Annotated in this window: 20 protein-coding genes and 2 tRNA genes; 18 read left to right on the forward strand and 4 right to left on the reverse strand. The window is 72.8% G+C overall.

Annotated features, from left to right (window positions below):
- Positions 1–29: 29 nt before the first annotated feature.
- On the reverse strand, positions 30–2,072 hold the full coding sequence (locus KUM03_RS26210; protein WP_217253000.1) for a hypothetical protein: 2,043 nt from the start codon (positions 2,070–2,072) through the stop codon (positions 30–32).
- A gap of 543 nt (positions 2,073–2,615) precedes the next feature.
- Here KUM03_RS26210 and proB point away from each other — a divergent pair.
- The 5 genes from proB to KUM03_RS26235 all read left to right on the forward strand — a co-directional run bounded on the left by proB (position 2,616) and on the right by KUM03_RS26235 (position 8,141).
- Positions 2,616–3,722: a glutamate 5-kinase gene (proB, locus tag KUM03_RS26215; RefSeq protein ID WP_217253002.1), complete on the forward strand. Its 1,107-nt coding sequence runs from the start codon at positions 2,616–2,618 to the stop codon at positions 3,720–3,722.
- Between the two features lie 136 nt (positions 3,723–3,858).
- Positions 3,859–4,344, forward strand: coding sequence for a hypothetical protein (locus tag KUM03_RS26220; RefSeq protein ID WP_374225392.1), 486 nt, complete (start codon positions 3,859–3,861; stop codon positions 4,342–4,344).
- A gap of 642 nt (positions 4,345–4,986) precedes the next feature.
- Positions 4,987–6,273 carry a glutamate-5-semialdehyde dehydrogenase gene (locus KUM03_RS26225; protein WP_217251873.1) on the forward strand — a complete coding sequence of 429 codons (1,287 nt, stop codon included), beginning with the start codon at positions 4,987–4,989 and terminating at the stop codon, positions 6,271–6,273.
- 132 nt (positions 6,274–6,405) lie between these two features.
- Positions 6,406–6,984, forward strand: coding sequence for a hypothetical protein (locus KUM03_RS26230; RefSeq protein WP_217251876.1), 579 nt, complete (start codon positions 6,406–6,408; stop codon positions 6,982–6,984).
- An 86-nt stretch (positions 6,985–7,070) separates the two neighbouring features.
- Positions 7,071–8,141 carry a hypothetical protein gene (locus KUM03_RS26235; RefSeq protein WP_217251878.1) on the forward strand — a complete coding sequence of 357 codons (1,071 nt, stop codon included), beginning with the start codon at positions 7,071–7,073 and terminating at the stop codon, positions 8,139–8,141.
- Between the two features lie 29 nt (positions 8,142–8,170).
- Here KUM03_RS26235 and KUM03_RS26240 read toward each other — a convergent pair whose 3' ends face one another.
- Positions 8,171–9,325 (reverse strand): M48 family metallopeptidase, encoded by a 1,155-nt coding sequence (locus tag KUM03_RS26240; RefSeq protein WP_217253004.1) that lies wholly within the window; start codon positions 9,323–9,325, stop codon positions 8,171–8,173.
- A 141-nt stretch (positions 9,326–9,466) separates the two neighbouring features.
- Between KUM03_RS26240 and KUM03_RS26245 the strand changes: the two genes are divergently transcribed.
- From KUM03_RS26245 to KUM03_RS26285, 9 genes are all read left to right on the forward strand, one after another.
- Positions 9,467–9,628 carry a hypothetical protein gene (locus tag KUM03_RS26245; RefSeq protein ID WP_217251880.1) on the forward strand — a complete coding sequence of 54 codons (162 nt, stop codon included), beginning with the start codon at positions 9,467–9,469 and terminating at the stop codon, positions 9,626–9,628.
- Between the two features lie 161 nt (positions 9,629–9,789).
- Complete coding sequence (locus KUM03_RS26250) at positions 9,790–9,957, forward strand: hypothetical protein (protein WP_217251882.1); 168 nt, start codon at positions 9,790–9,792, stop codon at positions 9,955–9,957.
- Between the two features lie 73 nt (positions 9,958–10,030).
- Complete coding sequence (gene nadD / locus KUM03_RS26255) at positions 10,031–10,729, forward strand: nicotinate-nucleotide adenylyltransferase (protein WP_217251884.1); 699 nt, start codon at positions 10,031–10,033, stop codon at positions 10,727–10,729.
- Positions 10,730–10,745: 16 nt separating this feature from the next.
- On the forward strand, positions 10,746–12,512 hold the full coding sequence (locus KUM03_RS26260; protein WP_217251886.1) for an LCP family protein: 1,767 nt from the start codon (positions 10,746–10,748) through the stop codon (positions 12,510–12,512).
- 82 nt (positions 12,513–12,594) lie between these two features.
- Positions 12,595–13,041 (forward strand): ribosome silencing factor, encoded by a 447-nt coding sequence (gene rsfS, locus KUM03_RS26265; protein ID WP_217251888.1) that lies wholly within the window; start codon positions 12,595–12,597, stop codon positions 13,039–13,041.
- Positions 13,038–13,709 (forward strand): histidine phosphatase family protein, encoded by a 672-nt coding sequence (locus KUM03_RS26270; RefSeq protein ID WP_308406420.1) that lies wholly within the window; start codon positions 13,038–13,040, stop codon positions 13,707–13,709. Before rsfS ends, KUM03_RS26270 begins: the two co-directional genes overlap by 4 nt.
- A gap of 133 nt (positions 13,710–13,842) precedes the next feature.
- Positions 13,843–13,915, forward strand: a tRNA-Ala gene (locus KUM03_RS26275).
- Between the two features lie 378 nt (positions 13,916–14,293).
- Complete coding sequence (locus KUM03_RS26280; RefSeq protein WP_003976229.1) at positions 14,294–14,527, forward strand: hypothetical protein; 234 nt, start codon at positions 14,294–14,296, stop codon at positions 14,525–14,527.
- 122 nt (positions 14,528–14,649) lie between these two features.
- Positions 14,650–14,722: transfer RNA gene (locus KUM03_RS26285), tRNA-Ala, on the forward strand.
- A gap of 60 nt (positions 14,723–14,782) precedes the next feature.
- On the opposite strand, the gene KUM03_RS26290 is transcribed toward KUM03_RS26285, so the two are convergent.
- Together KUM03_RS26290 and KUM03_RS26295 are read right to left on the reverse strand one after the other, a co-directional pair.
- Positions 14,783–16,396 carry an NADH-quinone oxidoreductase subunit NuoF family protein gene (locus KUM03_RS26290; RefSeq protein ID WP_217251890.1) on the reverse strand — a complete coding sequence of 538 codons (1,614 nt, stop codon included), beginning with the start codon at positions 16,394–16,396 and terminating at the stop codon, positions 14,783–14,785.
- Positions 16,393–17,658, reverse strand: coding sequence for a ferric reductase-like transmembrane domain-containing protein (locus KUM03_RS26295; protein ID WP_217251893.1), 1,266 nt, complete (start codon positions 17,656–17,658; stop codon positions 16,393–16,395). The genes KUM03_RS26290 and KUM03_RS26295 overlap by 4 nt, the downstream gene beginning before the upstream one ends.
- 495 nt (positions 17,659–18,153) lie before the next feature.
- On the opposite strand from KUM03_RS26295, the gene leuS reads away from it, so the two are divergent.
- The 4 genes from leuS to KUM03_RS26315 all read left to right on the forward strand — a co-directional run bounded on the left by leuS (position 18,154) and on the right by KUM03_RS26315 (position 24,091).
- Positions 18,154–21,039, forward strand: coding sequence for a leucine--tRNA ligase (gene leuS, locus KUM03_RS26300; protein ID WP_217251895.1), 2,886 nt, complete (start codon positions 18,154–18,156; stop codon positions 21,037–21,039).
- Positions 21,040–21,223: 184 nt separating this feature from the next.
- On the forward strand, positions 21,224–21,970 hold the full coding sequence (locus KUM03_RS26305) for a hypothetical protein (RefSeq protein WP_217251897.1): 747 nt from the start codon (positions 21,224–21,226) through the stop codon (positions 21,968–21,970).
- Between the two features lie 72 nt (positions 21,971–22,042).
- A complete protein-coding gene (locus tag KUM03_RS26310; protein ID WP_217251899.1) occupies positions 22,043–22,888 on the forward strand; it encodes a DegV family protein in 846 nt (281 codons plus the stop codon).
- Between the two features lie 141 nt (positions 22,889–23,029).
- Positions 23,030–24,091, forward strand: a complete 1,062-nt coding sequence (locus KUM03_RS26315; protein ID WP_217251901.1) for a ComEA family DNA-binding protein — start codon at positions 23,030–23,032, stop codon at positions 24,089–24,091.

Consider the following 24,091-nt stretch of genomic DNA (forward strand, 5'->3'; position numbering starts at 1 on the left):
GAGCTGCCCGCGAGCGGCGGATCAGCGGATCAACCGTGGCGCTGCGGTTTCGGGGCGCTGACGGCGGGCGGCGGGCCGGGCTGCCGCCTGGGCCCGGGGAGCGGGACCTCGGTCGCCATGCGCCCCGCCATCCGCGCCCGGTGCTCACCGGCCGCCGCGCACAGCGCCCGCACGGCCCCGGCGAAACGCTCCTGGGACGACGGTTCGGCGGGGCCCAGCAGCCGCCGGGCCAGCCCCGCCCGCTCCGCCGCCCGCTCGTCGTGCTCGGGGTGCCGGACCGCGTCCAGCAGCGCGGGCACCCCGGCCGCGTCCGGCGCCAGCACGGTCGCCGCCGCCACCGTCGGGAACGTCTTGCGGAACCCGTCCTCGGCCAGCCCGCTGGTGTTGGCCACCGCGTACGGCTTGCCGCTCGCCAGGAAGTCGCTGATGACGCTGGACACATCGCTGATCAGCAGGTCGGCCCGGTTGAAGCAGGCGTACAGCGGCGGCCGGGCGTCGGTGACGACCTGGTGCTCCCACTCGGGCAGCGAGGCCCAGTACGCCTCCTCCCAGGCGGCCGCCGCCCGCGCCACCGCGGCGGCCCGCCCCGGCTCCGGCGCCGGCTGCCGCAGCATCCGCTCCGCCTGGTCGGCGGCGGAGCGGAAACCGGACGTCGTCAGCCGGTCCAGCTCCGCCGTCAGCCGGTCGAGCCCGGCTGCCGCCGACGCGTGAGGCCGGGGCCCGCCCCGCTCCCGGTTCGCGGCCCGCACCAGCTCCCGGATGCGCAGGTCGGCGGCCCGGGCCCGCGGGTCCACGGACCCCGTCAGCGGGTGCGGCTTGTACAGCAGCCGTACGCCCGGGTCCGCGAGCAGCGCACGCACCAGGTTCTCGCCGGCCTCCACCACCGACGTGTTGCCGGGGTTGCCGTCCCAGCCCTCCCAGGTCGGCGCGTACAGGACCGTCGTGCGGGCGCCGGGCGCCGGCGGCCCCGCGTACGGCCGTACGGCGTCCAGCTGCGGGCGGCCGATCTCCACCACGTCCTTGTCCTCGACACCGACCTCCGCCAGCGCGTACCGCTCGCGCGCCGCCGGACCGGCCACCCACACCTCGTCGTAGGCCTTCGCGTACGGGTTGCAGGAGGACAGCTTGTCGCTCTCCCCGTGGTTGACGAAGGCGTGCTTGATCGTGGGGATGCGCAGGACCTGCGAGGTCTTGCCCGAGTTGGAGGGGTGCAGCAGGACCCGGAGCGTGGAGTGCTCCAGCCGCATCAGTGTGGACACCTTCGGCAGGCACACCACGGGGATGTCGGTCGCCGCGATCCGCTGCATCATGTGCCGCTCCCGCAGCACGATCACCGGGCGCCCGCCCAGCCGCGCCAGCGGCTCCAGCCACATGTTGGCCTGGTACGCCGAGGACGCCCCGCCCGAGAAGTACAGGCCGACGGTCGGCCGGTACTCCGCCAGCCAGGCGTCGAACCAGTCCAGGACCTCCTGCTCGCCCGCGGGCCGGCGCCCCGGCAGCAGCCGCAGCACCAGCACGCCCAGGCCGGCCAGCGCCATGGCCAGCGACAGTGCGAGGCCGGCCGCCCCGTACACCGGCGCGTCGGCGGCGGCCGTGGCCAGCAGTCCGGCCGTCGCGGGCAGCCCGAGGACCGCCAGCCGGTGGCCGGGGCGGCGCAGCAGCGCGGGCGGGGCGGGGGTCAGGCGCAGCGCGGAGGCGTCCACGTTCCGGGTCACCACGGGCAGCGTGCGGGTGCGCCGGACCAGCACGGAGGCGGCCTGGATCGCCCAGTGCAGCCCGTAGAAGGCGAGCAGGGCGGCGACCAGCGGGGCGTACGCGGGCTCCCGGTGCTGCTCGCCGAGGCGCAGCAGGCCGACCACGAGCAGCAGGTCCCGCAGCACGTGCCGCACCGTGACGTCGGCGTGCGACTTGGCGAACAGCGACACCATGCCCCGCTGCCACCGGTACAGCACCCCCTCGGCGGCCAGTGAACCGGCGGTCGCGGCGAGCAGCAGCGGCACGTGCGGCAGCAGCGCGCCGACGGCCTGCGCGACCGACGCGGTGGCCAGCACGGCGAGGACGAGCAGCTTCACGGCGGTCCGGCGGCGCGGCAGGGCGAGGCCGGGGACACGGGGGCGCGGGCGGCGGCCCGGGCGGGGGACACGGCGGGGAAGTCTGCGGCGGGGCAGGGATAGGGGCACTGCGGTCGCTCCAGGCTTGCTCGTCGCGCATCGGACATACGGGTTAACGCACGGCGACCTCCCGACGACACGCACGTGTTGCCCGGGGCGTCGGTGCGGGGGCCTCCTGCGGTTGGTGCGGGGCGGCTGCGGTCGTCGGCGGTGGGCGTTGTGGTGGTTGGTGTGGGTCGTTCTGGCGGGTCGGTGCGGGGCGGCTGCGGTCGTCGGTGCGGAACGTTCCGGCGGTCGGTGCGGTCGGTGCGGTCGGTGCGGTCGGTGCGGTCGGTGCGGTCGTCTGCGGTGCTCGGCGCGGGAGCCGGGCCGGGTGCACTGTCCGCAGCCTGGACCGTGGCGCGGGGCGCGATCCGCTTCGCGTAGATTGCCTGGCGGGCGCCCGGACGGGCGCGCGTCGACGGGGAAGGACGGGCGGCAACAGTGGCTGGGGCAAGGCAGGCCGTGGGCGAGGCCCGCAGGATCGTCGTCAAGGTCGGTTCCTCCTCGCTGACCACCGCGGCCGGCGGCCTGGACGCCGACCGGGTCGACGCGCTCGTCGACGTCCTCGCCAAGGTCCGAAGCGGCGGGGAACGGGAGATCGTCCTCGTCTCCTCCGGCGCCATCGCCGCCGGTCTCGCCCCGCTGGGCCTGCGTCGCCGCCCCAGGGACCTGGCCCGTCAGCAGGCCGCCGCCAGCGTCGGACAGGGCCTGCTGGTCGCCCGCTACACCGCCTCCTTCGCCCGCTACGGCGTCCGCGTCGGCCAGGTGCTGCTGACCAGCGACGACATGAGCCGCCGCGCCCACCACCGCAACGCCTCCCGCACCCTCGACAAGCTGCTGGCGATGGGCGCCTTCCCGATCGTCAACGAGAACGACACCGTCGCCACCGACGAGATCCGCTTCGGCGACAACGACCGGCTCGCCGCCCTCGTCGCCCACCTGGTCCGTGCCGACCTGCTGGTGCTGCTGTCCGACGTGGACGGCGTGTACGACGGCGACCCGAGCAGGCCCGGCACCTCGCGGATCGCCGAGGTGCGCGCACCGGCCGACCTCGCGGACATCGAGATCGGCAGCGCCGGCAAGGCGGGTGTCGGCACCGGCGGCATGGTCACCAAGGTCGAGGCGGCCCGGATCGCCGCCGCCGCCGGCATCCCGGTGGTGCTGACCAGCGCCGTCCACGCCGCCGACGCCCTGGCCGGCGGCGACACCGGCACCTACTTCCACGCCACCGGCAAACGCTCCGCCGACCGGCTGCTGTGGCTGCAGCACGCCTCCACCCCGCAGGGGGCGCTGGTCCTCGACGACGGGGCGGTGCGCGCGGTCGTCGAGGGCCGCAAGTCGCTGCTGCCGGCCGGCATCGCCGGCGTCGAGGGCGACTTCGCCGCGGGCGAGCCCGTCGAGCTGCGGGACGGGGCGGGCCGCGCGGTGGCCCGGGGGCTGGTCAACTTCGACGCCAAGGAGCTGCCCCGGCTGCTCGGCCGCTCCACCCGGGAGCTGGCGCGTGAACTCGGACAGGCGTACGAACGTGAGGTCGTACACAGGGACGATCTGGTGATCCTGCACCCGTAATGGGCCGAAACGTCCCCGAATCGGCGGTGTACGTTCCGCAAAACCGCCCCGCGATCTTGCGAGGCCTGCTCAACTTTCCTTCAGGGACAGGCCCGGCCGACCACCGGGCTCAGCAGTGTGCGTGAAGGAGGCCGTCGTGAGCGGAGTGCGCCCTGGAACGGCGGCGTCCCGCGCCCGCCCGGGCGGCGGTGCCCGCAAGGCGTCCCGCGCGGCCGGCGAGGAACGTCCCCTGACCAGCGTCGCGGCCGGCGACCGCTTCCGGGGCGGGGAGCCCGAGCACACCCCGCGCCTGTGGCACGTCACGCTCAGCGTCTCCGGCGCCCGCGCCCCGCTGTCCGAGGTCCGCCGCGCCCTGGAACAGCTCGCCCACGACCACCCCTTCCTGCTGACCAGCCGTTACGCCGACGACCACGCCGAGATCCGGTACTGGGAGGAGGCCCGCGACCTGCACGACGCCGCCGCCGTCGCCCTGCGCCTGTGGGGAGAGCACCGGCAGACCGCGGGACTGCCGCCCTGGGAGATCGTCGGCCTGGAGGTCATCGACCGGGCCACCTACCACCAGCGCATCGCCGCCGGATACGGACCGGCCCCGGCGACACCGGTCGGGGTCCACCCGTTCTAGGCCCGAGGCCGCGCGTCCGCCGGGGGCTGGACGGTCTGCGCTCGGTCCGTACTCATGGTGTGGGGCCTGTCGGGAGCACCTGGCGGCACCGGTCTGTGTCTGTGGTGCGGGGCCTGTCAGGAACGCCCGGCGCAGGTGGCCGCGACCGGCCCGTGCGCGGGGGCGCCCGGCCACCGCCGGCGGCGCCCTCACCAATGCGCGGGACCGGCCAGTGCACGACGCCGCCCGCCGCGCCACCCCCCCACCCCTGCCTCAGCGACGCTCCCGCCGTCCCAGTGCCGCCACCCTCGAGCCACCCCCAGAGGGACCCTCAAGCCGTCCCCGAGCCGCCGGGCTGCTCCCGAGCCGCCGCAGGGCTGCTCCCGGGCCGCCTGGCCACCCCCGGACCGTCCCCGAGCCGCTCCCGCGTCGCCGGGCTGCTCCCGAGCCGCTGCCGACCGCCGCCGGGCTTGCCCCGCGTCCCCGAGCCGCTCCCGCGCCCCCCCCCGGCTGCCCCCGAGCCGCCGCCGCGCCCCCACCTCCCGGGGCGGCAACCGAAATGCGGCCACAGGCCCTGGCGCATCCCTTTTCGCCCCGTCCGGCGTATGTCTCGGGGTTTGGGACGACCGGTGGGCGCCCCGTCCGGCCTACTACGCTTCCCCCATGACCACGCTCTCGCCGTACGACTCGATGTCCCCGGTCACCCGGGCCGCCTACCGGGCCAAGGCCGCCGCGGCCGACCTCGCGCCGCTGCCGAGGGCCGCCAAGGACGACGCGCTGCTCGCCGTCGCGGACGCGCTGGAGGTCCGTACCAGCGAGATCGTCGAGGCCAACGCCCAGGACGTGGCCAAGGCCCGCGCCGCCGGGACCAGCGAGGCCATCATCGACCGGCTGACGCTGACCCCGGAGCGGGTCCGGGCCATCGCCTCCGACGTGCGGGACGTCGTCGCCCTGCCCGACCCGGTCGGCGAGGTCGTGCGCGGCAGCACCCTCCCCAACGGCATCGACCTGCGCCAGGTCCGCGTGCCGCTCGGCGTCGTCGGCATCATCTACGAGGGCCGGCCCAACGTCACCGTCGACGCCGCCGCCCTGTGCCTGAAGTCCGGCAACGCGGTGCTGCTGCGCGGCTCCTCCTCCGCCTACCAGTCCAACACCGCCCTCGTCCGGGTCCTCCGCGACGCCGTGGGCGGGGCCGGCCTGCCCGCCGACGCCGTGCAGCTGGTGCCCGGCGAGAGCCGCGAGAGCGTGCGCGAGCTGATGCGGGCGCGCGGCCTGGTCGACGTGCTCATCCCGCGCGGCGGCGCCTCGCTGATCAACACCGTCGTCCAGGAGTCCACCGTCCCCGTCATCGAGACCGGCACCGGCAACTGCCACGTCTACGTCGACGCGCGGGCCGACCTCGACACGGCCGTCGACATCCTCATCAACTCCAAGGCCCAGCGGGTCGGCGTCTGCAACGCCGCCGAGACCCTCCTGGTCCACCAGGACATCGCCGCCGAGTTCCTGCCCCGCGCCCTGGACGCCCTCGCCGAGGCCGGCGTCACCGTGCACGCCGACGAGCGGGTCATGGCGTACGCCGAGGACTCGAAGGTGACGGCCGTCGAGGCCACGCCGGAGGACTGGGAGACCGAGTACCTGTCGTACGACATCGCCGCGGCCGTCGTCGACTCCCTCGACAAGGCCGTCGAGCACATCCGGCTGTGGACCTCGGGCCACACCGAGGCGATCGTGACGACCTCGCAGCAGGCCGCCCGCCGCTTCACCCAGCTGGTCGACTCCACCACCGTCGCCGTCAACGCCTCCACCCGCTTCACCGACGGCGGCCAGTTCGGCTTCGGCGCCGAGATCGGCATCTCCACGCAGAAGCTGCACGCCCGGGGCCCGATGGGCCTGCCGGAGCTGACCAGCACCAAGTACATCGTCACCGGCGACGGACACGTACGGCGCTGACGGCCGGCACCGCGCCCACGGCGCACGCCGAGGGTGGGCGGGCGCGCCCGTGACCCGATCGGGGCATCTCACCCACCGGATGAATTTCCCCGCCGTCTGCCCAAATCGACCCCCCAGGTCTACTCTGGACCCGTGCCGGAGGACGTGGGGGGTAGGCCGTTCCCTGACGGCTGGGAGCCCGACGACGACCACGACCACGGGGTGTCGGACGAAGAGTTCGCCTCCGTGGTCTTCGACGAGGCCTTCGTACGGGCGGCCGCGGTGCACGAGCCGTCCGCCGTCGAACGCCTCCTGGCCGCCGCCGAGGCCAGAGCCGAGGCCACCGAGGCGGAAGCGGCCCGCCGCGGCCGCAGCAGAGCCGAGCGCTACGACGACGGGTACGGCGACTTCGGCCATGATCCCGACCTCGACGACCCGGACGACGACCGCGACCTCCTGGACCGCCCCTACGGCGCCCCGCCGGCCACCGGCAAGCAGGTCCGCTGGCACCGGCCGGTCGCCTGGATGCTCGCCGTCGTGATGGGCGTCGGCATGGTCGCGCTGGCCTTCGCGGCGGTCTACCGCGGCGCCTCCTCGGGCGGCGGCACCCAGCAGGTGCCCCCACCGGCCTCCCCCGCCTCCACCGGTCCGGAACAGGGCGGCAAGGTGACGCCGTCGGCCTCCGCCGACTACTCCCAGCCCGCCGTCCCGGTCATCCCGCGCAGCCCCTGACCTGCCCGCCCGGCGGCTCGGAAGCTGTCCCGACTTGACCCGCGGCCGCGCGTTTACGGGGCCCCGGGCAGACCAACCCTGAAGGTATGGCAGGGCTTGGCGACCCGCCCGGAGGGACGCCCGAGGGCTCCCCCGGAGGCGGAGAGGACGAGTACCGATCCGTCGTCTTCGACGAGTCGTTCGTCCGCGCTGCCCGGCTCGAGGAGTTCTCCGCCCAGGAGCGCATGGCCGACCACGCGCACGCCGTCCGCCGCCGCACCCCGCTGCGCCGGGCCGGCCTCTCCCGGCAGGCGCTGATCCTCGTCGTCCTCGTCGCCGTCGCCGTCGGCACCGCCCTCTACATGGGCGTACGGCACCCGTACCAGAGCCCCGCCACCCAGCGGCCCGCCGAGCCGGTGCGGATGGCCGTCGTCCCGCTCGCCCCGCAGGGCGAGGTGCCCGGCGCGGACGACGCCGCCCACCTTTACGAGCACAGCCCCGCCGCGGAGTTCCGGACCGCGGCGAAGGGCGTCCCGCTGCCGGGCCACCACCGCACCGCGCACTTCTCGGACGACCAGGTGCTGAACGCCCTGACCACCGCCAAGCAGTACATCGTCCGCTCGGCGCTGGACCCGGACGTGCTCGGCGGCGGGGAGGTCCGGTCGGTGCGGGTGCTGCTCGACCCGGTCCAGCTGGAACAGTTCGACCAGAGCTTCGAGAGGCCCACCCCGGACGGCCGGCACGCGGCCACCGGATGGCTGGTGCGCTTCGACCCCGCCCGCACCGAGCTGGCCGACGCCGAGATCCGGGTGCACGGCAGCATGCGGTTCACGGAGACCGACGCCTCCACGCTGGAGGTCACCGCCGACCACACCATGGTCTACCCGCTGCGGCCCGCCGGAGACGACCGGGCGGAGACGTCCCTGTTCACCGTCCGGCGCGAACTGCACTTCCGCTTCGACCGGGACGACCTGCGCCTGCGGCAGACGCAGCTCGTCGCCTCCCACGTCCAGGCCGGGCCGCTCTCCTGCGCCGACGACTCGGCCGGCCACCTGCGCCCGCTGCTCGCCGGCCAGACGGCCGGGGCAGGAGTCCCCGCCGGCACCGACCCGTACACCGAGGACAACCCCACGGCCCTGTGCGGCACGCTCGCGGCGAGCGCCCAGCCGAAGGTGTAGGAGCTCGTCCGCAGGCGCCCCGCGCCCTCTCAGGCGCCGCTGCCCGGCGGACGGTCGTCCGGCGTCTCGGGACCGTCCGACGCCCCCTCCGGCCCCGGCCCCTCGGACGGCGACCCGCCCTCGTCCTTGGGCGGCCTCGGCTGCGAGGACGTGAAGCCGCCGAAGCCGCGCCGCATCCGGTCGCCGAGGTCCCCGGCGCCGCCGGCGATGTCGTTCACCAGCTTCATCAGCGGGTCCTTGGAGCCGCGCACATGCGTGGCGTAGCTGGACGCCGACTCGCGGAAGGAGTCCCGCACCGAGGTGTCCTTGTCCTCGTCGCGCCGCGGGTAGTGGCCGTCCATGATCCGCTGGTAGTCCCGGGAGGCCGCCCACTTCTTCAGCTCGGCGGCCCGCACCGTCGTGAAGGGGTGTGAACGGGGCAGCACGTTGAGAATCTTCAGCACGGAGTCGCGCAGGTCGCCGCCCGCCTCGTACTCGTCGGCCTGCTCCAGGAACGCGTCCACGTTCATCTCGTGCAGGTGGTTGCCGCCCGCGATCTTCATCAGGCCCCGCATGGACGCCTGGAGGTCCTGGCCGACCAGCAGACCCGCGCGGTCGGCGGACAGTTCCGACTTGCGGAACCACTCGCGCAGCGCGGTCACGATCGCCATGATCGCCACGTTGCCCAGCGGGATCCAGGCGACCCGGACCGCGAGCGAGGTCAGGAAGAGCAGGATGGTCCGGTAGACCGCGTGCCCGGACAGCGCGTGCCCGACCTCGTGCCCGACGACCGCCCGCATCTCCTCCTCGTCGAGCAGCTCGACCAGGCCCGTGGTGACCACGATGATCGGCTCGTCCAGGCCGATGCACATCGCGTTCGGCTTGGGGTCCTGGTTCACGTACATCGCCGGGACCTTCTCCAGGTCCAGGATGTAGCAGGCGTCGCGCAGCATGACGTTCAGATGGGCGAACTGCCGGTCCGAGACGCGTACCGAGTCGGACAGGAACAGCAGCCTGAGACTGCGTTCGGGCAGCAGGCCGCTCAGCGCCTTGAACACCGTGTCGAACCCGCTCAGCCTGCGCAGCGCCACCAGCGCGCTGCGGTCGGCCGGGTGCTCGTACGCACGCGAGGAGATTCCGGGGAAGCGCCTGCGCTGCCTGCTCGGCACGTTCTCGTGCCCGTTGTGCTGGTGGCCGTCGGACATGTCTTCCCCCATGTGCGTGTGTGTGGCCTGTGCGTATGTCTGGGCCTTTGCGAACCCTTGTGCGGCCCTTTGCGCCCCCGAAGCCGAACCCAGCCTAGGCGGAGATACCGTGGACGGGCAGCACAGCGAAGGAGTCCCGTCATGGCGCACACCCCCCACACCGACTGGCTCGCCGCCGCGGCGAGGGCGGCAGAGCAGCAGGGGCCGGGGAATCTGCTCCGGATCGTGCTGATCGTGATGGTGGTGGGCTGCGTGCTGACCGCGTGGTTCCTGCTGCGGGGGTACAGCCGGAAGGACGACTGACGCCACCCGAAGGTTCCCCGGACCGCACCGAACCGCACCGGACCACCCTGGATCGTCCCGGACCGTCCCCGACGGCGGAGTCGGCGTGATCGCCCGCGAGGCGCCCGCATACGATGAGGCGACGTCTTTATTCCGCCCACACCGGATAGGTCCTGCCGAAGATGAGCTTCCACAGCACCGCTGCCCAGATCGTGACCCTCGCCTCCGAGGGTGGCGAGGGACACGGCGGCAACCACGAGAGTCTCAGCCCCTACCTCACCGGCATCGGCGCGTTCGTCATCCTGATGATCCTGCTGTGGATCACCACCCGGTTCAACCGCGACCGCTGAGCGCGGGGGCCGTGTGTCCCCAGCCCGTGGGCCCGGCAGGAGCCGTCACGCCGGGCCGGTAGGGTCTGCACGCATGGGAGAGCAGGACATGCCTACCGGTCCGGCGCACGCGCCGGCGCACGGCACGCACAACCGCGCGGTGCCCGCCCGCGCCACCGGCCGGGGCACCGGCCCGGCGCCCTCGGGCAAGCGCCGCCTCGGCGTCATGGGCGGCACCTTCGACCCGATCCACCACGGCCACCTCGTGGCGGCCAGCGAGGTCGCCGCGCAGTTCCACCTCGACGAGGTGGTGTTCGTACCCACCGGGCAGCCCTGGCAGAAGAGCCACCGCACGGTCTCCGCCGCCGAGGACCGGTACCTGATGACGGTCGTGGCGACCGTCGAGAACCCGCAGTTCTCCGTGAGCCGCATCGACATCGACCGCGGCGGTCCTACCTACACCGTGGACACCCTGCGCGACCTGCGCGCGCTCAACCCGGACGCCGACCTGTTCTTCATCACCGGCGCCGACGCCCTCGCTCAGATCCTGACCTGGCGCGACAGCGAGGAACTGTTCTCCCTCGCCCACTTCATCGGCGTCACCCGGCCCGGTCACACGCTGACGGACGCCGGACTCCCCAAGGGCGGCGTATCGCTGGTCGAGGTCCCCGCCCTCGCCATCTCCTCCACGGACTGCCGTGCGAGAGTCGCCAAGGGCGACCCCGTCTGGTACCTGGTGCCGGACGGAGTCGTGCGCTACATCGACAAGCGCCAGCTGTACCGCGGCGAGTGAGCCGAGAGGGGCACCGGTGAACGACGGATACGACGCGGGATACGGCGGCGGCGACCAGTACGAGATCGTCGGTTACGACGAGTACGGGCAGCCCGTGTACCGCCAGGCCCAGGCTCAGGGCCAGGCCCCGTCCCAGGCAGGCGGTCAGCAGGCGTACGACCCCTACGACCCGTACGGGCAGCACCAGGCCGCGTATGACCAGCAGAGCCACCCGAACCCCCCGGACCACCAGGGCTACGGCTACGACCCGTACGCGGGCGGCGGTCAGCAGCCCTACGACCCCTACGGCTCCCAGCCGGGCTGGGACACCGGTCAGCAGCCGTACGACCCCCACAACACCCGCAACCCGTACGACCCCTACGGCCAGGCGGCCGCCGGCACCCCGCAGCCCCGGGTCGCCGAACAGACCGCGCAGACCGCGCAGACCGCGCACATCCCGCAGCAGGCGGGCCCGCCCGACGAACCGGAGCCCACCGCCGAGAGCGCCGAACCCGACCGGGACGACCGGGAGTACCGCACCGAGCAGTTCGCCTTCGTCGAGGAGCCCACCGACGACTCCGAGGACGTCATCGACTGGATGAAGTTCACGGAGAACCGCACCGAACGCCGCGAGGAGGCCCGGCGCCGCGCCCGCGCGCGGATCGTCGCCCTGGTCGTCGTCCTGGCGCTGGTCGCGGTCGGCGGCGTCGGCTACCTCTGGTACGCCGGGAAGCTGCCCGGCACGTCCTCCTCGGACGACAAGACGGGCGGTACGACGGCGGCGGGCGCCCAGAAGCGCGACGTGATCGCCGTCCACCTGCACGACACCGACGGTGGCGGCACCTCCACCGCGCTGCTCGTCGACAACACCACCGCCAAGCAGGGCACCGCCGTCCTGCTCCCCAACACCCTCGCCCTGACCGCCGACGACGGCACCGCCACCACCCTCGCGAAGTCCGTCGACGAGGCCGGCCCCGACGCGACCCGCACCGCGCTCGACACGGTCCTCGGCACCGACATCGAGGGCACCTGGCGCCTGGACACGCCCTACCTCCAGATCCTGGTCGACCTGGTCGGCAACATCGAGGTCGACACCGACACCGACGTCCCCGACCCGGACGCCAAGGACAAGGGCGCCGCACCCCTCGTCCACAAGGGCGAGGCGCAGACCCTCAGCGGGAAGATGGCCGTCGCCTACGCCACCTACCAGGGCTCCGGCGAGGAGGCCGACGCCCAGCTGCAACGGTTCGGGCAGGTCATGCAGGGCGTGCTGCGCAAGCTGTCCTCCGATCCGCAGGCCGCGACGACCACCGTCCAGACCCTCGGGCTGATCCTCGACCCGCCGCTGACCGAGAAGGACCTCGGCTCCTTCCTCGCCGGGCTCTCCGACCTCGCCAAGGGCGGCGACTTCAAGACCGAGCTGCTGCCCGTCCAGGACGACGGCAGGCTCAGCGCCGAGGCCGCCGACGGCGTCGTCAAGGACGTCCTCGGCGGCACCGCCAAGAGCCCCGACCAGGACGCCGCGGTCAGCGTCTCGGTCCGCAACGCCACCGGCGACGAGGACCGCACCGCCAAGGCCCGCGTCACCCTCCTCAACGGCGGCTTCACCTTCCTGTCCGGCGGCACCGCATCCGGTACCCAGGCGGCGTCGGAGGTGGTCTACGCCGAGGCCGCCGACAAGGAGAACGCCGTCCAGGTCGCCAAAACCCTGGGCCTGTCCGCCGACGCGGTCGAGCAGGGCGAGGTCTCCGCCAACGCCAGGGTCTCGGTGGTGCTCGGCCAGGACTACGAACCGGCGTCGTAGGGGGCCGACGTTTATCGCGTGGGCCGCCGTCGGCGGTCGTGAGACCCTTGAGGTCAATCGACCGCCGACCGAAAGCCACGCAGTGACCGCGACCGACCGATCCATCGAACTCATCAACACCGCCGCCCAGGCGGCAGCCGACAAGCTCGCGCACGACGTCATCGCCTACGACGTCAGCGACGTGCTGTCGATCACGGACGCCTTCCTGCTGGCCTCCGCGCCCAACGACCGCCAGGTCAAGTCGATCGTCGACGAGATCGAGGAACGGCTCAACAAGGAACTCGGCGCCAAGCCGGTGCGCCGCGAGGGCGACCGCGAGGCCCGCTGGGTCCTGCTCGACTACGTCGACATCGTCGTCCACGTCCAGCACAGCGAGGAGCGCGTCTTCTACGCCCTGGAGCGGCTGTGGAAGGACTGCCCCGAGCTGGAGCTGCCCGCCGACGCCAAGGAGACCCGCGGCAAGGCCCAGGAGCACGCCGAGCGCCAGGCCGCCGAGGAGGCGACGGAGACCGACGGGGACTGGCGGTGAGCGCCACCGGCGAGGTGACGGCCGGCCGGCCCGGCCGCGGCCGGCGCGTCATCCTGTGGCGGCACGGCCAGACCTCGTGGAACGTGGAGCGCCGCTTCCAGGGCACCACCGACGTCGAGCTCACCGGGACCGGCGTCGCCCAGGCCCGGCGCGCCGCCCGGCTCCTGGTGCACCTCAAGCCCGACGCGATCGTCGCCTCCGACCTCGCGCGCGCCGCGAACACGGCCGCGGAGCTGGCGGCGCTCACCGGCCTGGACGTGACCCTGGAGGAGGGCCTGCGGGAGACCTACGCGGGCGTCTGGCAGGGCCTGACCCACGACGAGATCATCGCCCGGCACGGCGAGGAGTACGCGGCGTGGAAGCGCGGCGAACCGGTCCGCCGCGGCGGCGGCGAACTGGAGACCGAGGTCGCCGACCGAGCCGCCCCCGTCGTGCTCCGGCACGCCGAGAAGCTCGCCGAGGACGGCACTCTCGTCGTGGTCAGCCACGGCGGCACGATCCGCACCACGATCGGCCGCCTGCTCGGTCTGGAGCCGCACAGCTGGGAGAGCCTCGGCGGCCTCACCAACTGCTGCTGGTCCGTCCTGGGAGAGGGCGCCCGGGGCTGGCGCCTGCTGGAGCACAACGCCGGCACCCTGCCGGAACCGGTGCTCGGCGACGACGACTGAGCGGCCGGGGAGCGGGCTCCGGACGGACCCGGGACCCGGATTTCACTTTCCGGCAGGTCGCAGGCTAAAGTTCTTCTTGTTCGCCCCGCCGAGCGGGACGAAACACCACACGGCTCCGGCCGGGTGGCAGCAAGGGGCTATAGCTCAGTTGGTAGAGCGCCTGCATGGCATGCAGGAGGTCAGGAGTTCAATTCTCCTTAGCTCCACAGCCCACGGACGAATCCCGTCCCCCTCGGGGGGCGGGATTTTTCGTTTGCTTCCGCTTGAGCAACACGCGTCCCACAGGCGTATACCTCGGTGGAACTCCGTGTCCGGACTGGTACTGAGGCGTCGCTGACCGTATTGGCCCGCTCGTGGCAGAATCAAACGGCCGGAAGGGGACCGCGACCCGACGGGAGGGAGTGGCGATGCCTGCGAGCGTCATCGAGGAGGTCGGTCACCTCCTCGGCTCAGCGGTGACACGGAACACGGCCACTCGTCTCCTCTGCCCCTCCTGCGGTTCCGGGCACGTGGCCCAGGTCCTCGGGGACAACGGCGGAATCTCGTACGTGTGCACGGCCTGCGGCCACAGCTGGAGCTGATCGATGGGTGCACACAGGCGGAAGTGCGACTGGTGCGGCAGCGGCACGCCGATCGTGCGGGACATGGAGCCGGTGAACCCGGACTACCAGTACTGGTGCGAGGAGTGCGCGCGGGCGCTGATCATAAAGGGCGACCCGATCGAGACGTACCGCGAACTCGAGGGCGAGCCGATCTACGGCCGGCTCCTGGAGGAGCACTGCACACTCAAGCGGTTCTACTCGTTCGTCACGGCGTAGCGGACCCGCGTAGCGGTACTGTACGCGGGCAAATCGGGCGAAACGGAAACGATTTGGTGTTGTGCCCGGTCGACCGTGTAATGTTGGCGTCGCCGCCGGGGAAACCGGGCGGAGCGAAGCAAGGGGCTATAGCTCAGTTGGTAGAGCGCCTGCATGGCATGCAGGAGGTCAGGAGTTCAATTCTCCTTAGCTCCACAGGAAACAGGGAAACCCCCGGATCATCGATCCGGGGGTTTCCTCATGTCAGCCGCGTGTTCAGCGGCCCAGCGCCCGGCGGCCCCGGCCCGGAGAGAGGACCGGCAGGTTCGTCCGCGAGGACGGGGCGGCCTGTGCCCGGGTGTCCCCCTCGATGCGCAGCGCGAGCGCCGGACAGCGGCGCACCGCGCGCACGGCCTTGGCCTCCGCGAAACGCGGCACGTCGGCCTGTGCGACCGTCGGGAAGCCGTCGGCGCCGAGCTGGAAGACCTCCGGGAGGACGTCCGCGCACAGCCCGTGGCCCCGGCACAGTGTCCAGTCCACGTAGATCTTCTGCCGGCTGGGCCCGTTCTCCCCGTCACCGCCCGGGATGCCCGTAGGGGTCCCCCCGCCCTCCAGGAGGGGCAGAACACCCTCCACGGCCCGTCCGCAGCCGTTGCCGAGGACGTGGGCGGCGAGGTCGTCCGTGAACGCCTTGACCGTCGACTCCAGGAACATCGCCGAGCCGTCCGGGTGCGAGCAGGCGCCGCGCCGCTTCACGTTCCGCGCGACCTGCTTGACCGCCTCCAGGGCGGCCGGGCCGCCGCCGTTCAGGATGTCCTCCAGGCCCCGCGCGGCGGCCGGCAGACCGAGGTAGCAGGGGCCGCACTGGCCCGCGCTCTCCTGTGCCAGCCACTGCGCCACCCGCAGCGACTCGCCCAGCGGGCAGGTGTCCTGACCGATCGGCAGGATCGCGCCCGCGCCGAGCGAACCGCCCACCTGCTGCAGCGAGTTGCGGGAGACGATCGCCTCGTCGACGCTCGCCGCGTCGATCCACTTGCCGTGGTAGCCGCCGGTCAGCACTCCCTGCGGCACCGGCGGGGCGCCGGCCAGCTGGAGGACGTAGCGCAGCGGCACGCCCGTCGGCACCTCGATCACCATCGGCCGGGCGACCGCCCCGGAGACGGTGAGCATGACGGTGCCCGGCTCGTCGTACAGGCCGGTGTTGCCGTAGCGCTCCGGTCCGATGCGGGCGGCGATCGCGAGCTGCGCGAAGGTCTCGGCGTTGGACAGCAGGGTCGGTGCGCCGCCCACGCCGCTTTTGGAGGCGCTGACCTTGCGGCCGGGCGGGATCGCCGGGCCGCCGTCGATGGAGCGGATCAGCGAGGCCGCCGCGCCGGTGACCATGCGCACCGGGTTGCGCTGCACGCGTGCGCGCAGGGCGGACCGGCGTCCGTTGCTCAGGCCGCGTTCGGCGAGGGCCGCCTCCATGGAGCGCTGGGTGGACTCACGGGTGACGCCGATGACGAGGGTGCGGGCGCCCATCGCCTCGGCGCACAGCAGCGCGCCGTCCAGGATCAGGTGCGGGGCACGGTTGATCAGCACCGTGTCCTTGCGGCAGGCCGGTTCGTCCTCGCTGCCGTTGACGACCACGACCGGCCGCACGCCGCGCTTGATGGCGGACTCGGCGACCGAGCGCAGCTTCTTGTGGAAGGGGAAGCCCGCGCCGCCGCGGCCCTTCAGGTTGATGCGTTCGGAGAGCTGCGCGAGCTGCTCCCCGCCCATCGGTTCGAGCGGCCCGTGCACCTTGAGGTGCATGGGAAGATCCAGGCGCTCGACAAGGTCGAAGCCCGACGTGAGCTGGGGAAGACCGACCACGCGGACTTCGGGGACGTCGGGCAGGGCCTCGTTCACTTAAAGCCTCCGGAGGGCGCGTTCCAAGGTTCGCCCGAACCCGGTGCGTCGAAGTCGTGGGACGTCGAGGGCGCACCGGGGTTTGGTTCGGTTGCGGGACCGCTGTTGTACGTGTCGTTGGGGTAGTACGTGTCGTACACGGCGTTCGTCTCACCGGTGTCGTACACGTCACTCGAGCCGTAGCCCGACGAGTGGCCGTAGCCCGGCGACTGGACGGTGGTGTCCGGGCCGCCGTAGACCGGGATGGTGTGTCCGGTGTCGTTGAGCGGGTCGTACGCCGACGGGGGTGCCTCCCCGACCGGGGGCGGCGAGGGCACCGGCCAGCTTCCCGACGTGCTGCCGCCGCCGTCCACGAAGGGCATCGCCTCGGTGGGCCGCATGTCCGGCGGCAGCGGGTCGGACGCGGCCGAGTCGGCCGACAGCGGCCTGCGCCGTCCGCCCGACGGGTTGGACACCGCGCGGTAGGCGGCCGCGAAGCCGCCCGCCGGTTCCGGTGCCGTGAGGCGTTCCGCGGGCTCGTACAGCGGTGCGGACGGGGAGCCTCCGCGCGTCCGGGACGCCGCCCGGCTCCCGTAGCCGGGCAGCGCGGCGGCCGTGGCCCGGGACCGGCTCTCCTCCAGTTCCTCGCGGGCCACCCGCTCCTCGGTGCCGAGGAGGACGGCGATCCGGGCGGCGACCCTGCGCTTGACCGGGCGGGGCGCCGCGCGCAGCGCCAGGGCCGCCATGACACCGAGTACGGACAGTGCGTACAGGACCGTGAACAGCGGTTTCGCCGCGCGACCCGCGTAGAGCCCGTGCAGCAGGGCCAGGCACCACGCCGGGTAGGCCAGCATGTGCATGGCCCGCCAGCGCGAGGCCACCGGCGCCGGGGCGGCGAAGCGGTTGCGCAGGGCGCCGGTGACGCCCACGAAGAGCATGAGCATGCTGGCCAGGGTGCCGAAGCCGATGAGCACGGACCGGCCGCCGAAGGCCTCGTCGTCCGTGGCCAGCAGCCCGAAGGGGATCACCGCGGCGACCCAGGTGGTGTGGTCCAGGGCCAGCTTGACCCCGATGTGCACCAGCAGGAACACCACCGAGGCGACGGCGGTGGTCCGGTGCACCGCCTGGGCCAGGATGCGTCGGCGGGCGTCGAGGACGATCCGGTCCTGGGCGACCAGCCCCCAGATGACGGAGCAGCTGAGGAGGACGAGGGAGAGGACACCGGCGCCGAAGTTGAGGAACTCGGCGAAGGTGTCGTCCACCGTGCTGTCGTTCGTCACCACGGCAGACCACCCCGCGTCAGGGAGGTGCGGGGAGGTGGCGAGCAGGCGCTGCCTGGGTGGATCAGAGGAGGAGGGTTCATGGGGGCGACTCCGAGCGGTTCGGGAAAGCGGTCCCGCTGCCGCACTCTAAGTGGCGCCATACCCGTGAGTACGAGGTTTGAGTTATTGCGTTGTTATCAAACGACAATGCACTCGTGGCGTTGTCCCCTTAGTGGTCGTTACGCGAAGTAACCTTTGACCTTGGTTCAGGTTCGGGTTGGCCGGAAGCCCGTCGCGGCCCGCGCGGCGACTGCGGTACCCTGACGCCATGCGTGCCGTACGCCTTCTGCTTAGCGAGCCGCGCTGATCAGTCCCGACCCCGGTCCCGTTCCGGCGGTCGGAATCGGCGCGGCGTCCCCTCCTGTGCGAGGGGATTTTTCATTTCCCGGCAATCGCAGCCGCTGGTCTTGAAGGTCGCAGCCGCTGGCAGAGACGATCGATGGAGCTTTGAGGATCATGAGCGAGACGAACCCCGCGGCGACCGCCCCCGTGACGGCGGACGCCGCGCCGCACCGCTACACGGCGGCCATGGCCGCCGAGATCGAGGCACGCTGGCAGGACTTCTGGGACGCCGAGGGGACGTACGCCGCGCCGAACCCCAAGGGTGACCTGGCGGGCGACCCGGAGCTGGTCGCCAGGCCCAAGAAGTTCATCATGGACATGTTCCCGTACCCCTCGGGCGCGGGCCTGCACGTCGGCCACCCCTTGGGCTACATCGCCACCGACGTCTTCGCCCGCTTCCAGCGGATGACCGGCCACAACGTCCTGCACACCCTGGGCTTCGACGCCTTCGGTCTGCCCGCCGAGCAGTACGCCGTGCAGACCGGCACGCACCCGCGCGTGTCCACCGAGGCCAACATCAAGAACATGCAGAGCCAGCTGCGCCGGCTGGGCCTGGGCCACGACAACCGCCGGTCGTTCGCCACGATCGACCCGGAGTACTACAAGTGGACGCAGTGGATCTTCCTGCAGATCTTCAACTCCTGGTACGACGACGAGGCGAGGAAGGCCCGCCCGATCTCCGAGCTGGTCGCCCAGTTCGAGTCCGGTGAGCGCGCCGTCCGCGGCGACCGCTCCTGGGACGAGCTGACCGAGGGCGAGCGCGCCGACGTCCTGGGCGAGTACCGCCTGGCCTACGCCTCCGACGCGCCCGTCAACTGGTGCCCCGGCCTGGGCACCGTGCTGGCCAACGAGGAGGTCACCGCCGACGGCCGCTCCGAGCGCGGCAACTTCCCCGTCTTCAAGTCCAAGCTGCGCCAGTGGAACATGCGGATCACGGCCTACGCCGACCGGCTGCTGGACGACCTGGACGAGCTGGACTGGCCCGAGGCCATCAAGCTGCAGCAGCGCAACTGGATCGGCCGCTCCGAGGGCGCCCGCGTCGACTTCCCGATCGACGGCGAGAACATCACCGTCTTCACCACCCGTCCCGACACCCTGTTCGGCGCCACCTACATGGTGCTGGCGCCCGAGCACCCGCTGGTCGAGAAGTTCACCCCGGCCGCCTGGCCCGAGGGCACCCACGACGCCTGGACTGGCTCCCACGCCACCCCGACCGAGGCCGTCGCCGCCTACCGCGCGCAGGCCGCCTCGAAGTCCGACGTCGAGCGGCAGGCCGAGGCCAAGGACAAGACCGGCGTCTTCATCGGCGCGTACGCCACCAACCCGGTCAACGGCGAGCGGGTCCCGGTCTTCATCGCCGACTACGTGCTGATGGGGTACGGCACCGGCGCGATCATGGCGGTCCCGGCGCACGACACCCGTGACTTCGAGTTCGCGCGCGCCTTCGAGCTGCCGATCCGCTGCGTCGTCGAGCCGACCGACGGCCGGGGCACCGACACGTCGACCTGGGACGAGGCGTTCGCCTCGTACGACGCGAAGATCGTCAACTCCACCGGTTCGGACGTCTCCCTGGACGGCCTGGGCGTCGTCGAGGCCAAGGCCCGCGTCACCGAGTGGCTGGAACGCTCCGGCACCGGCCGGGGCACCGTCAACTTCCGCCTGCGCGACTGGCTGTTCAGCCGCCAGCGCTACTGGGGCGAGCCCTTCCCGATCGTCTACGACGAGGACGGCATCGCCCACGCCCTGCCCGAGTCGATGCTGCCCCTGGAGCTGCCTGAGGTCGAGGACTACTCCCCGCGCACCTTCGACCCCGACGACGCCGACACCCGGCCCGAGACCCCGCTGTCCCGCAACGACGACTGGGTCCACGTCACCCTGGACTTGGGCGACGGCCGCGGCCCGCGCAAGTACCGGCGCGAGACCAACACCATGCCCAACTGGGCCGGCTCCTGCTGGTACGAGCTGCGCTACCTGGACCCGCACAACAGTGAGAAGCTGGTCGACCCCGAGATCGAGCAGTACTGGATGGGCCCGCGCGAGGGCCTGCCGCACGGCGGCGTCGACCTGTACGTCGGCGGTGCCGAGCACGCCGTGCTGCACCTGCTGTACGCCCGCTTCTGGTCCAAGGTCCTGTTCGACCTGGGGCACGTCTCCTCGGCCGAACCGTTCCACAAGCTGTTCAACCAGGGCATGATCCAGGCGTACGTCTACCGCGACGCGCGCGGCATCGCCGTACCCGCCGCCGAGGTCGAGGAGCGCGACGGGGCGTACTTCTACCAGGGCGAGAAGGTCTCCCGGCTGCTGGGCAAGATGGGCAAGTCCCTGAAGAACGCGGTCACCCCCGACGAGATCTGCGCCGAGTACGGCGCCGACACCCTGCGCCTGTACGAGATGGCCATGGGCCCGCTGGACGTCTCCCGCCCCTGGGACACCCGCGCGGTGGTCGGCCAGTTCCGGCTGCTGCAGCGGCTGTGGCGCAACGTCGTGGACGAGACCACCGGTGAGGTTACGGTGGCGGACGCGGAGCCCGACGAGGACACCCTGCGCGCCCTGCACAAGGCCATCGACGGCGTGCGGCAGGACCTGGAGGGCATGCGGTTCAACACCGCGATCGCCAAGGTCACCGAGCTGAACAACCACCTGACCAAGGTGGGCGGCCCCGTCCCGCGCACGGTCGCCGAGCGCCTGGTGCTGCTGGTCGCGCCGCTGGCCCCGCACGTCGCCGAGGAACTGTGGCGCAAGCTGGGCCACACCGGCTCGGTCGTCCACCAGGACTTCCCGGTGGCCGACCCGGCGTACGTGGTCGACGAGACCGTGACCTGCGTCGTCCAGATCAAGGGCAAGGTCAAGGCACGCCTGGAGGTCTCCCCGTCCGTCTCCGACGAGGACCTGGAGAAGGCGGCGCTGGCGGACGAGAAGGTCGTGGCCGCGCTGGGCGGCGCCGGGATCCGGAAGGTGATCGTGCGGGCGCCGAAGCTGGTGAACATCGTTCCGGCGTGAGTCGGGCGGAGCTGAGTCCGGGGTAGTCCCCTACGGGCCGTTTCAGGGATGTGTGCGGGCAGGTTCGGGGTTCTGTCGGAACCTGGGGCCTGCCCGCTGCGTTTACCGTGGAAGAGCGGCGCGGAGAGTGCCGCGGCCTGCCGGTCTGCCGTCCGGCGGGCCGGACGCTCGGAGGAGGAGCTTCGTGGAAGCAGCCATCACAGTCTTCGCCCTGCTCTTCCTGCTCGCCGTCGTGCTCGGCGTCTACGCCACGGTGAAGGCCGTCGGCGCCGCCAAGCGCAGCGTGGACCGCGGCATCACCCAGGCCCGCCGCACGGTCGAGGACCACACCCTGCGCGCCAAGTCCCTCGTCCAGGTCGGCCCGGCCGCCGAGCTCGCCCAGCTGCGGCTGACGCTGCGCACGTCGATGCGGGCCACCCAGGACGCGCTGCACGCGGGCGTGGCCGAGGACGAATCCCTCAAGGAGTCCCTGGCCCTCTTCGAGCGGCTCAGCGCCCACGGTTTCGAACTGGACGGTGAGCTCAGGCGCCTGGAGTCCGAGCCCGACCGTGCCACCCTCGCCCAGCGCCTGCCCGAGCTGCGGGAACGCACCGAGCGCATCGCCCGGTCGGCGGAGTCCCTGCGCTGGGCGGCCCGCGACCGGGCCCGCCGCTTCGCCGACGACGACCTGGACTCGCTCAGCGCCCAGATCGACGTCGAGGCCGGTGCGCTGCGGCACTGGACCGAGACGGAGCCCGCCGCCGCGCCGCCGTCCTGGCCCGAGGCCCCGGCCGCCGACGCCCCGCCCGCCCCGCAGAGTTGGCCGAAGGACCCGCGGCCGGAACGGCAGCCGGAGCCGGCGGAGGAGCCCGCGCGGCCCGCGATCACCCCACCCGCTCCGAGCCCCGTCTACCCCTGGCAGAAGAACGCCCGTCCGGAGAACACGACCTGATCACAGCCCTGCGGGCGCCGGTCACCGGGGCCGGGCTGCCGTATGGGCGCTACGGCAGGTAACCTCCAGCTCATGTCCCGCCATGTCGCGATCGTCACGGATTCAACGGCCTACCTCCCGGCCCGGACGATGGAGCGGCACGGCATCACCGCGGTACCCCTGACCGTCGTCCTCGGCGACCGGGCACTGGAAGAGGGCACCGAGATCTCGACCCGCTCGCTGGCCCAGGCCCTGCAGAAACGGCGCCCGGTCACCACCTCCCGCCCCGCGCCCGAGCTCTTCGCCGAGACCTACCGCCGGATCGCCGATTCCGGCGCCGACGCCATCGTCTCCCTCCACCTCTCCGCGGAGCTCTCCGGCACCCACGACGCGGCCGTCGTCGCCGCGCGCGAGGCGCCGGTGCCGGTGCGGGTCGTGGACACCGGCATGATCGCGATGGCCCTCGGCTTCTGCGCGCTCGCCGCGGCGGAGACGGCGGAGGCGGGCGGCACCGTGGACGAGGCGGTCACGGCCGCGGAGAAGCGGGCCGCGGGCACCTCCGCCTACTTCTACGTCGACACCCTCGACTACCTGCGCCGGGGCGGCCGGATCGGAGCCGCCCAGGCCCTGTTCGGCTCCGCGCTCGCCGTGAAACCCCTGTTGCAGCTGGCCGACGGCCGCATCGAGCCCCTGGAGAAGGTCCGTACGGCGTCCAGGGCCATCGCCCGGCTGGAGGAGATCGTCGCCGAGCGCGCGGGCAGCGCCCCCGTCGACATCGCCGTCCACCATCTCGCCGCGCCCGACCGGGCATCGGCCCTGGCGGAACGCCTGCGGGAGCGGGTGCCGGACTTGGCCGACCTGCATGTGAGCGAGGTCGGCGCGGTGATCGGGGCGCACACGGGGCCGGGGTTGTTGGGGGTCGTGGTCGCGTCGCGGTGAGGCGTCGCGTCACCCGGGGCGTGTCACTCGGGACGCGTCCTATCACTCGTGTGAGGGCCGGAGTTTTCCACAACCCGTCGGTAATCCCCGGGAATCGAGCATGATCATCGCGGGGCGACGAGGTGCCCCCATCCTCGTCGCATGGCTCTTCGATCACGCACACGTACACCGCACGCGACCAGCGGCCCGGGCCGCGGACCGGCCTCGGACGGCCGTTCCCGCCACCGCCACGCACTCCGCTCCCGTTCCGGTCCACCCGCAGGCGCACGACACGGGCGCCGCCGTCCGCCGCCGGAGGACCTCCGCCTCCGCGCGGAGGCGATCTTCGGCGAAGGCGCCGGTGTGCGGGGGGAGTCGGGGAAGGGACCGCCCAGCGTTGAGCAGGAAAGGAAGCCGATCAGGGCGGAAACCGCACCGGACCCGGTCGCCCTCACGGACGCCGGGGCTGCCACGAACGCGGGGGACGTCACAGATGCCGGGACTGTCCCGGACACCGGCGCACTCACCCGGCGCGAACGCGCCGGGCAGGCGCTGCGGGAGCGCATGCCGGTGTGGCTCCAGACCCGGTGCGGGATGGAGCGGCGCAGCGCGGTCGCGCTCACTGTCCTGCTCGTGGTCGCCGCGGTCTTCGCCGTGCAGCACTTCTGGACCGGCCGCACCCAGCCGGTCTCCGCGCCCGAAGTGGTGCGGGAGGCGGCGGCTTACGGTGCCGGGGAGAAGCGCGAGGCGGCCGACGGTCGGACGGCCGCCGACCCGCTCACGGGTAGCGCGCCGGCGACGGCCGGGGCCGAGATCGTGGTGGACGTCGGCGGCAAGGTGCGCGAGCCCGGGGTCCACCGCCTGCCGGCCGGTTCACGGGTCGAGGATGCCCTGCGCGCCGCCGGGGGAGTACGGTCCGGCACGAAGACCGACGGCCTGAACCGCGCCCGCTTCCTCGTGGACGGCGAGCAGGTGATCGTCGGCGCCCCGGCACAGCCCGCGGTGGTCGGCCCGAGCGGCACGGCGGTGGGACCGGCCGCTCCCGCGGCATCGGTTTCCCTCAACACGGCGACCGCCGACCAGCTCGACACCCTTCCGGGCGTCGGCCCGGTGCTGGCCCAGCACATCATCGACTACCGCACCAGGAACGGCGGTTTCCGCTCGGTCGACCAGCTGCGTGAGGTCAACGGTATCGGCGATCCGATATGGACAGAGCTACTCTAA

Origin of the sequence: Streptomyces sp. AC602_WCS936, assembly GCF_019049125.1 — a bacterium.
Classification (GTDB): Bacteria; Actinomycetota; Actinomycetes; order Streptomycetales; family Streptomycetaceae; genus Streptomyces.

Coding starts and splice junctions, on each gene's coding strand:
- KUM03_RS26225 (WP_217251873.1), top strand. CDS start 4,987: ATGACCACGCTCTCGCCGTACGACTCGATGTCCCCGGTCACCCGGGCC.
- KUM03_RS26310 (WP_217251899.1), top strand. CDS start 22,043: ATGTCCCGCCATGTCGCGATCGTCACGGATTCAACGGCCTACCTCCCG.
- KUM03_RS26235 (WP_217251878.1), top strand. CDS start 7,071: ATGGCAGGGCTTGGCGACCCGCCCGGAGGGACGCCCGAGGGCTCCCCC.
- KUM03_RS26250 (WP_217251882.1), top strand. CDS start 9,790: ATGAGCTTCCACAGCACCGCTGCCCAGATCGTGACCCTCGCCTCCGAG.
- nadD (WP_217251884.1), top strand. CDS start 10,031: ATGGGAGAGCAGGACATGCCTACCGGTCCGGCGCACGCGCCGGCGCAC.
- KUM03_RS26315 (WP_217251901.1), top strand. CDS start 23,030: ATGGCTCTTCGATCACGCACACGTACACCGCACGCGACCAGCGGCCCG.
- KUM03_RS26240 (WP_217253004.1), bottom strand. CDS start 9,325: ATGTCCGACGGCCACCAGCACAACGGGCACGAGAACGTGCCGAGCAGG.
- leuS (WP_217251895.1), top strand. CDS start 18,154: ATGAGCGAGACGAACCCCGCGGCGACCGCCCCCGTGACGGCGGACGCC.
- KUM03_RS26280 (WP_003976229.1), top strand. CDS start 14,294: ATGGGTGCACACAGGCGGAAGTGCGACTGGTGCGGCAGCGGCACGCCG.
- KUM03_RS26245 (WP_217251880.1), top strand. CDS start 9,467: ATGGCGCACACCCCCCACACCGACTGGCTCGCCGCCGCGGCGAGGGCG.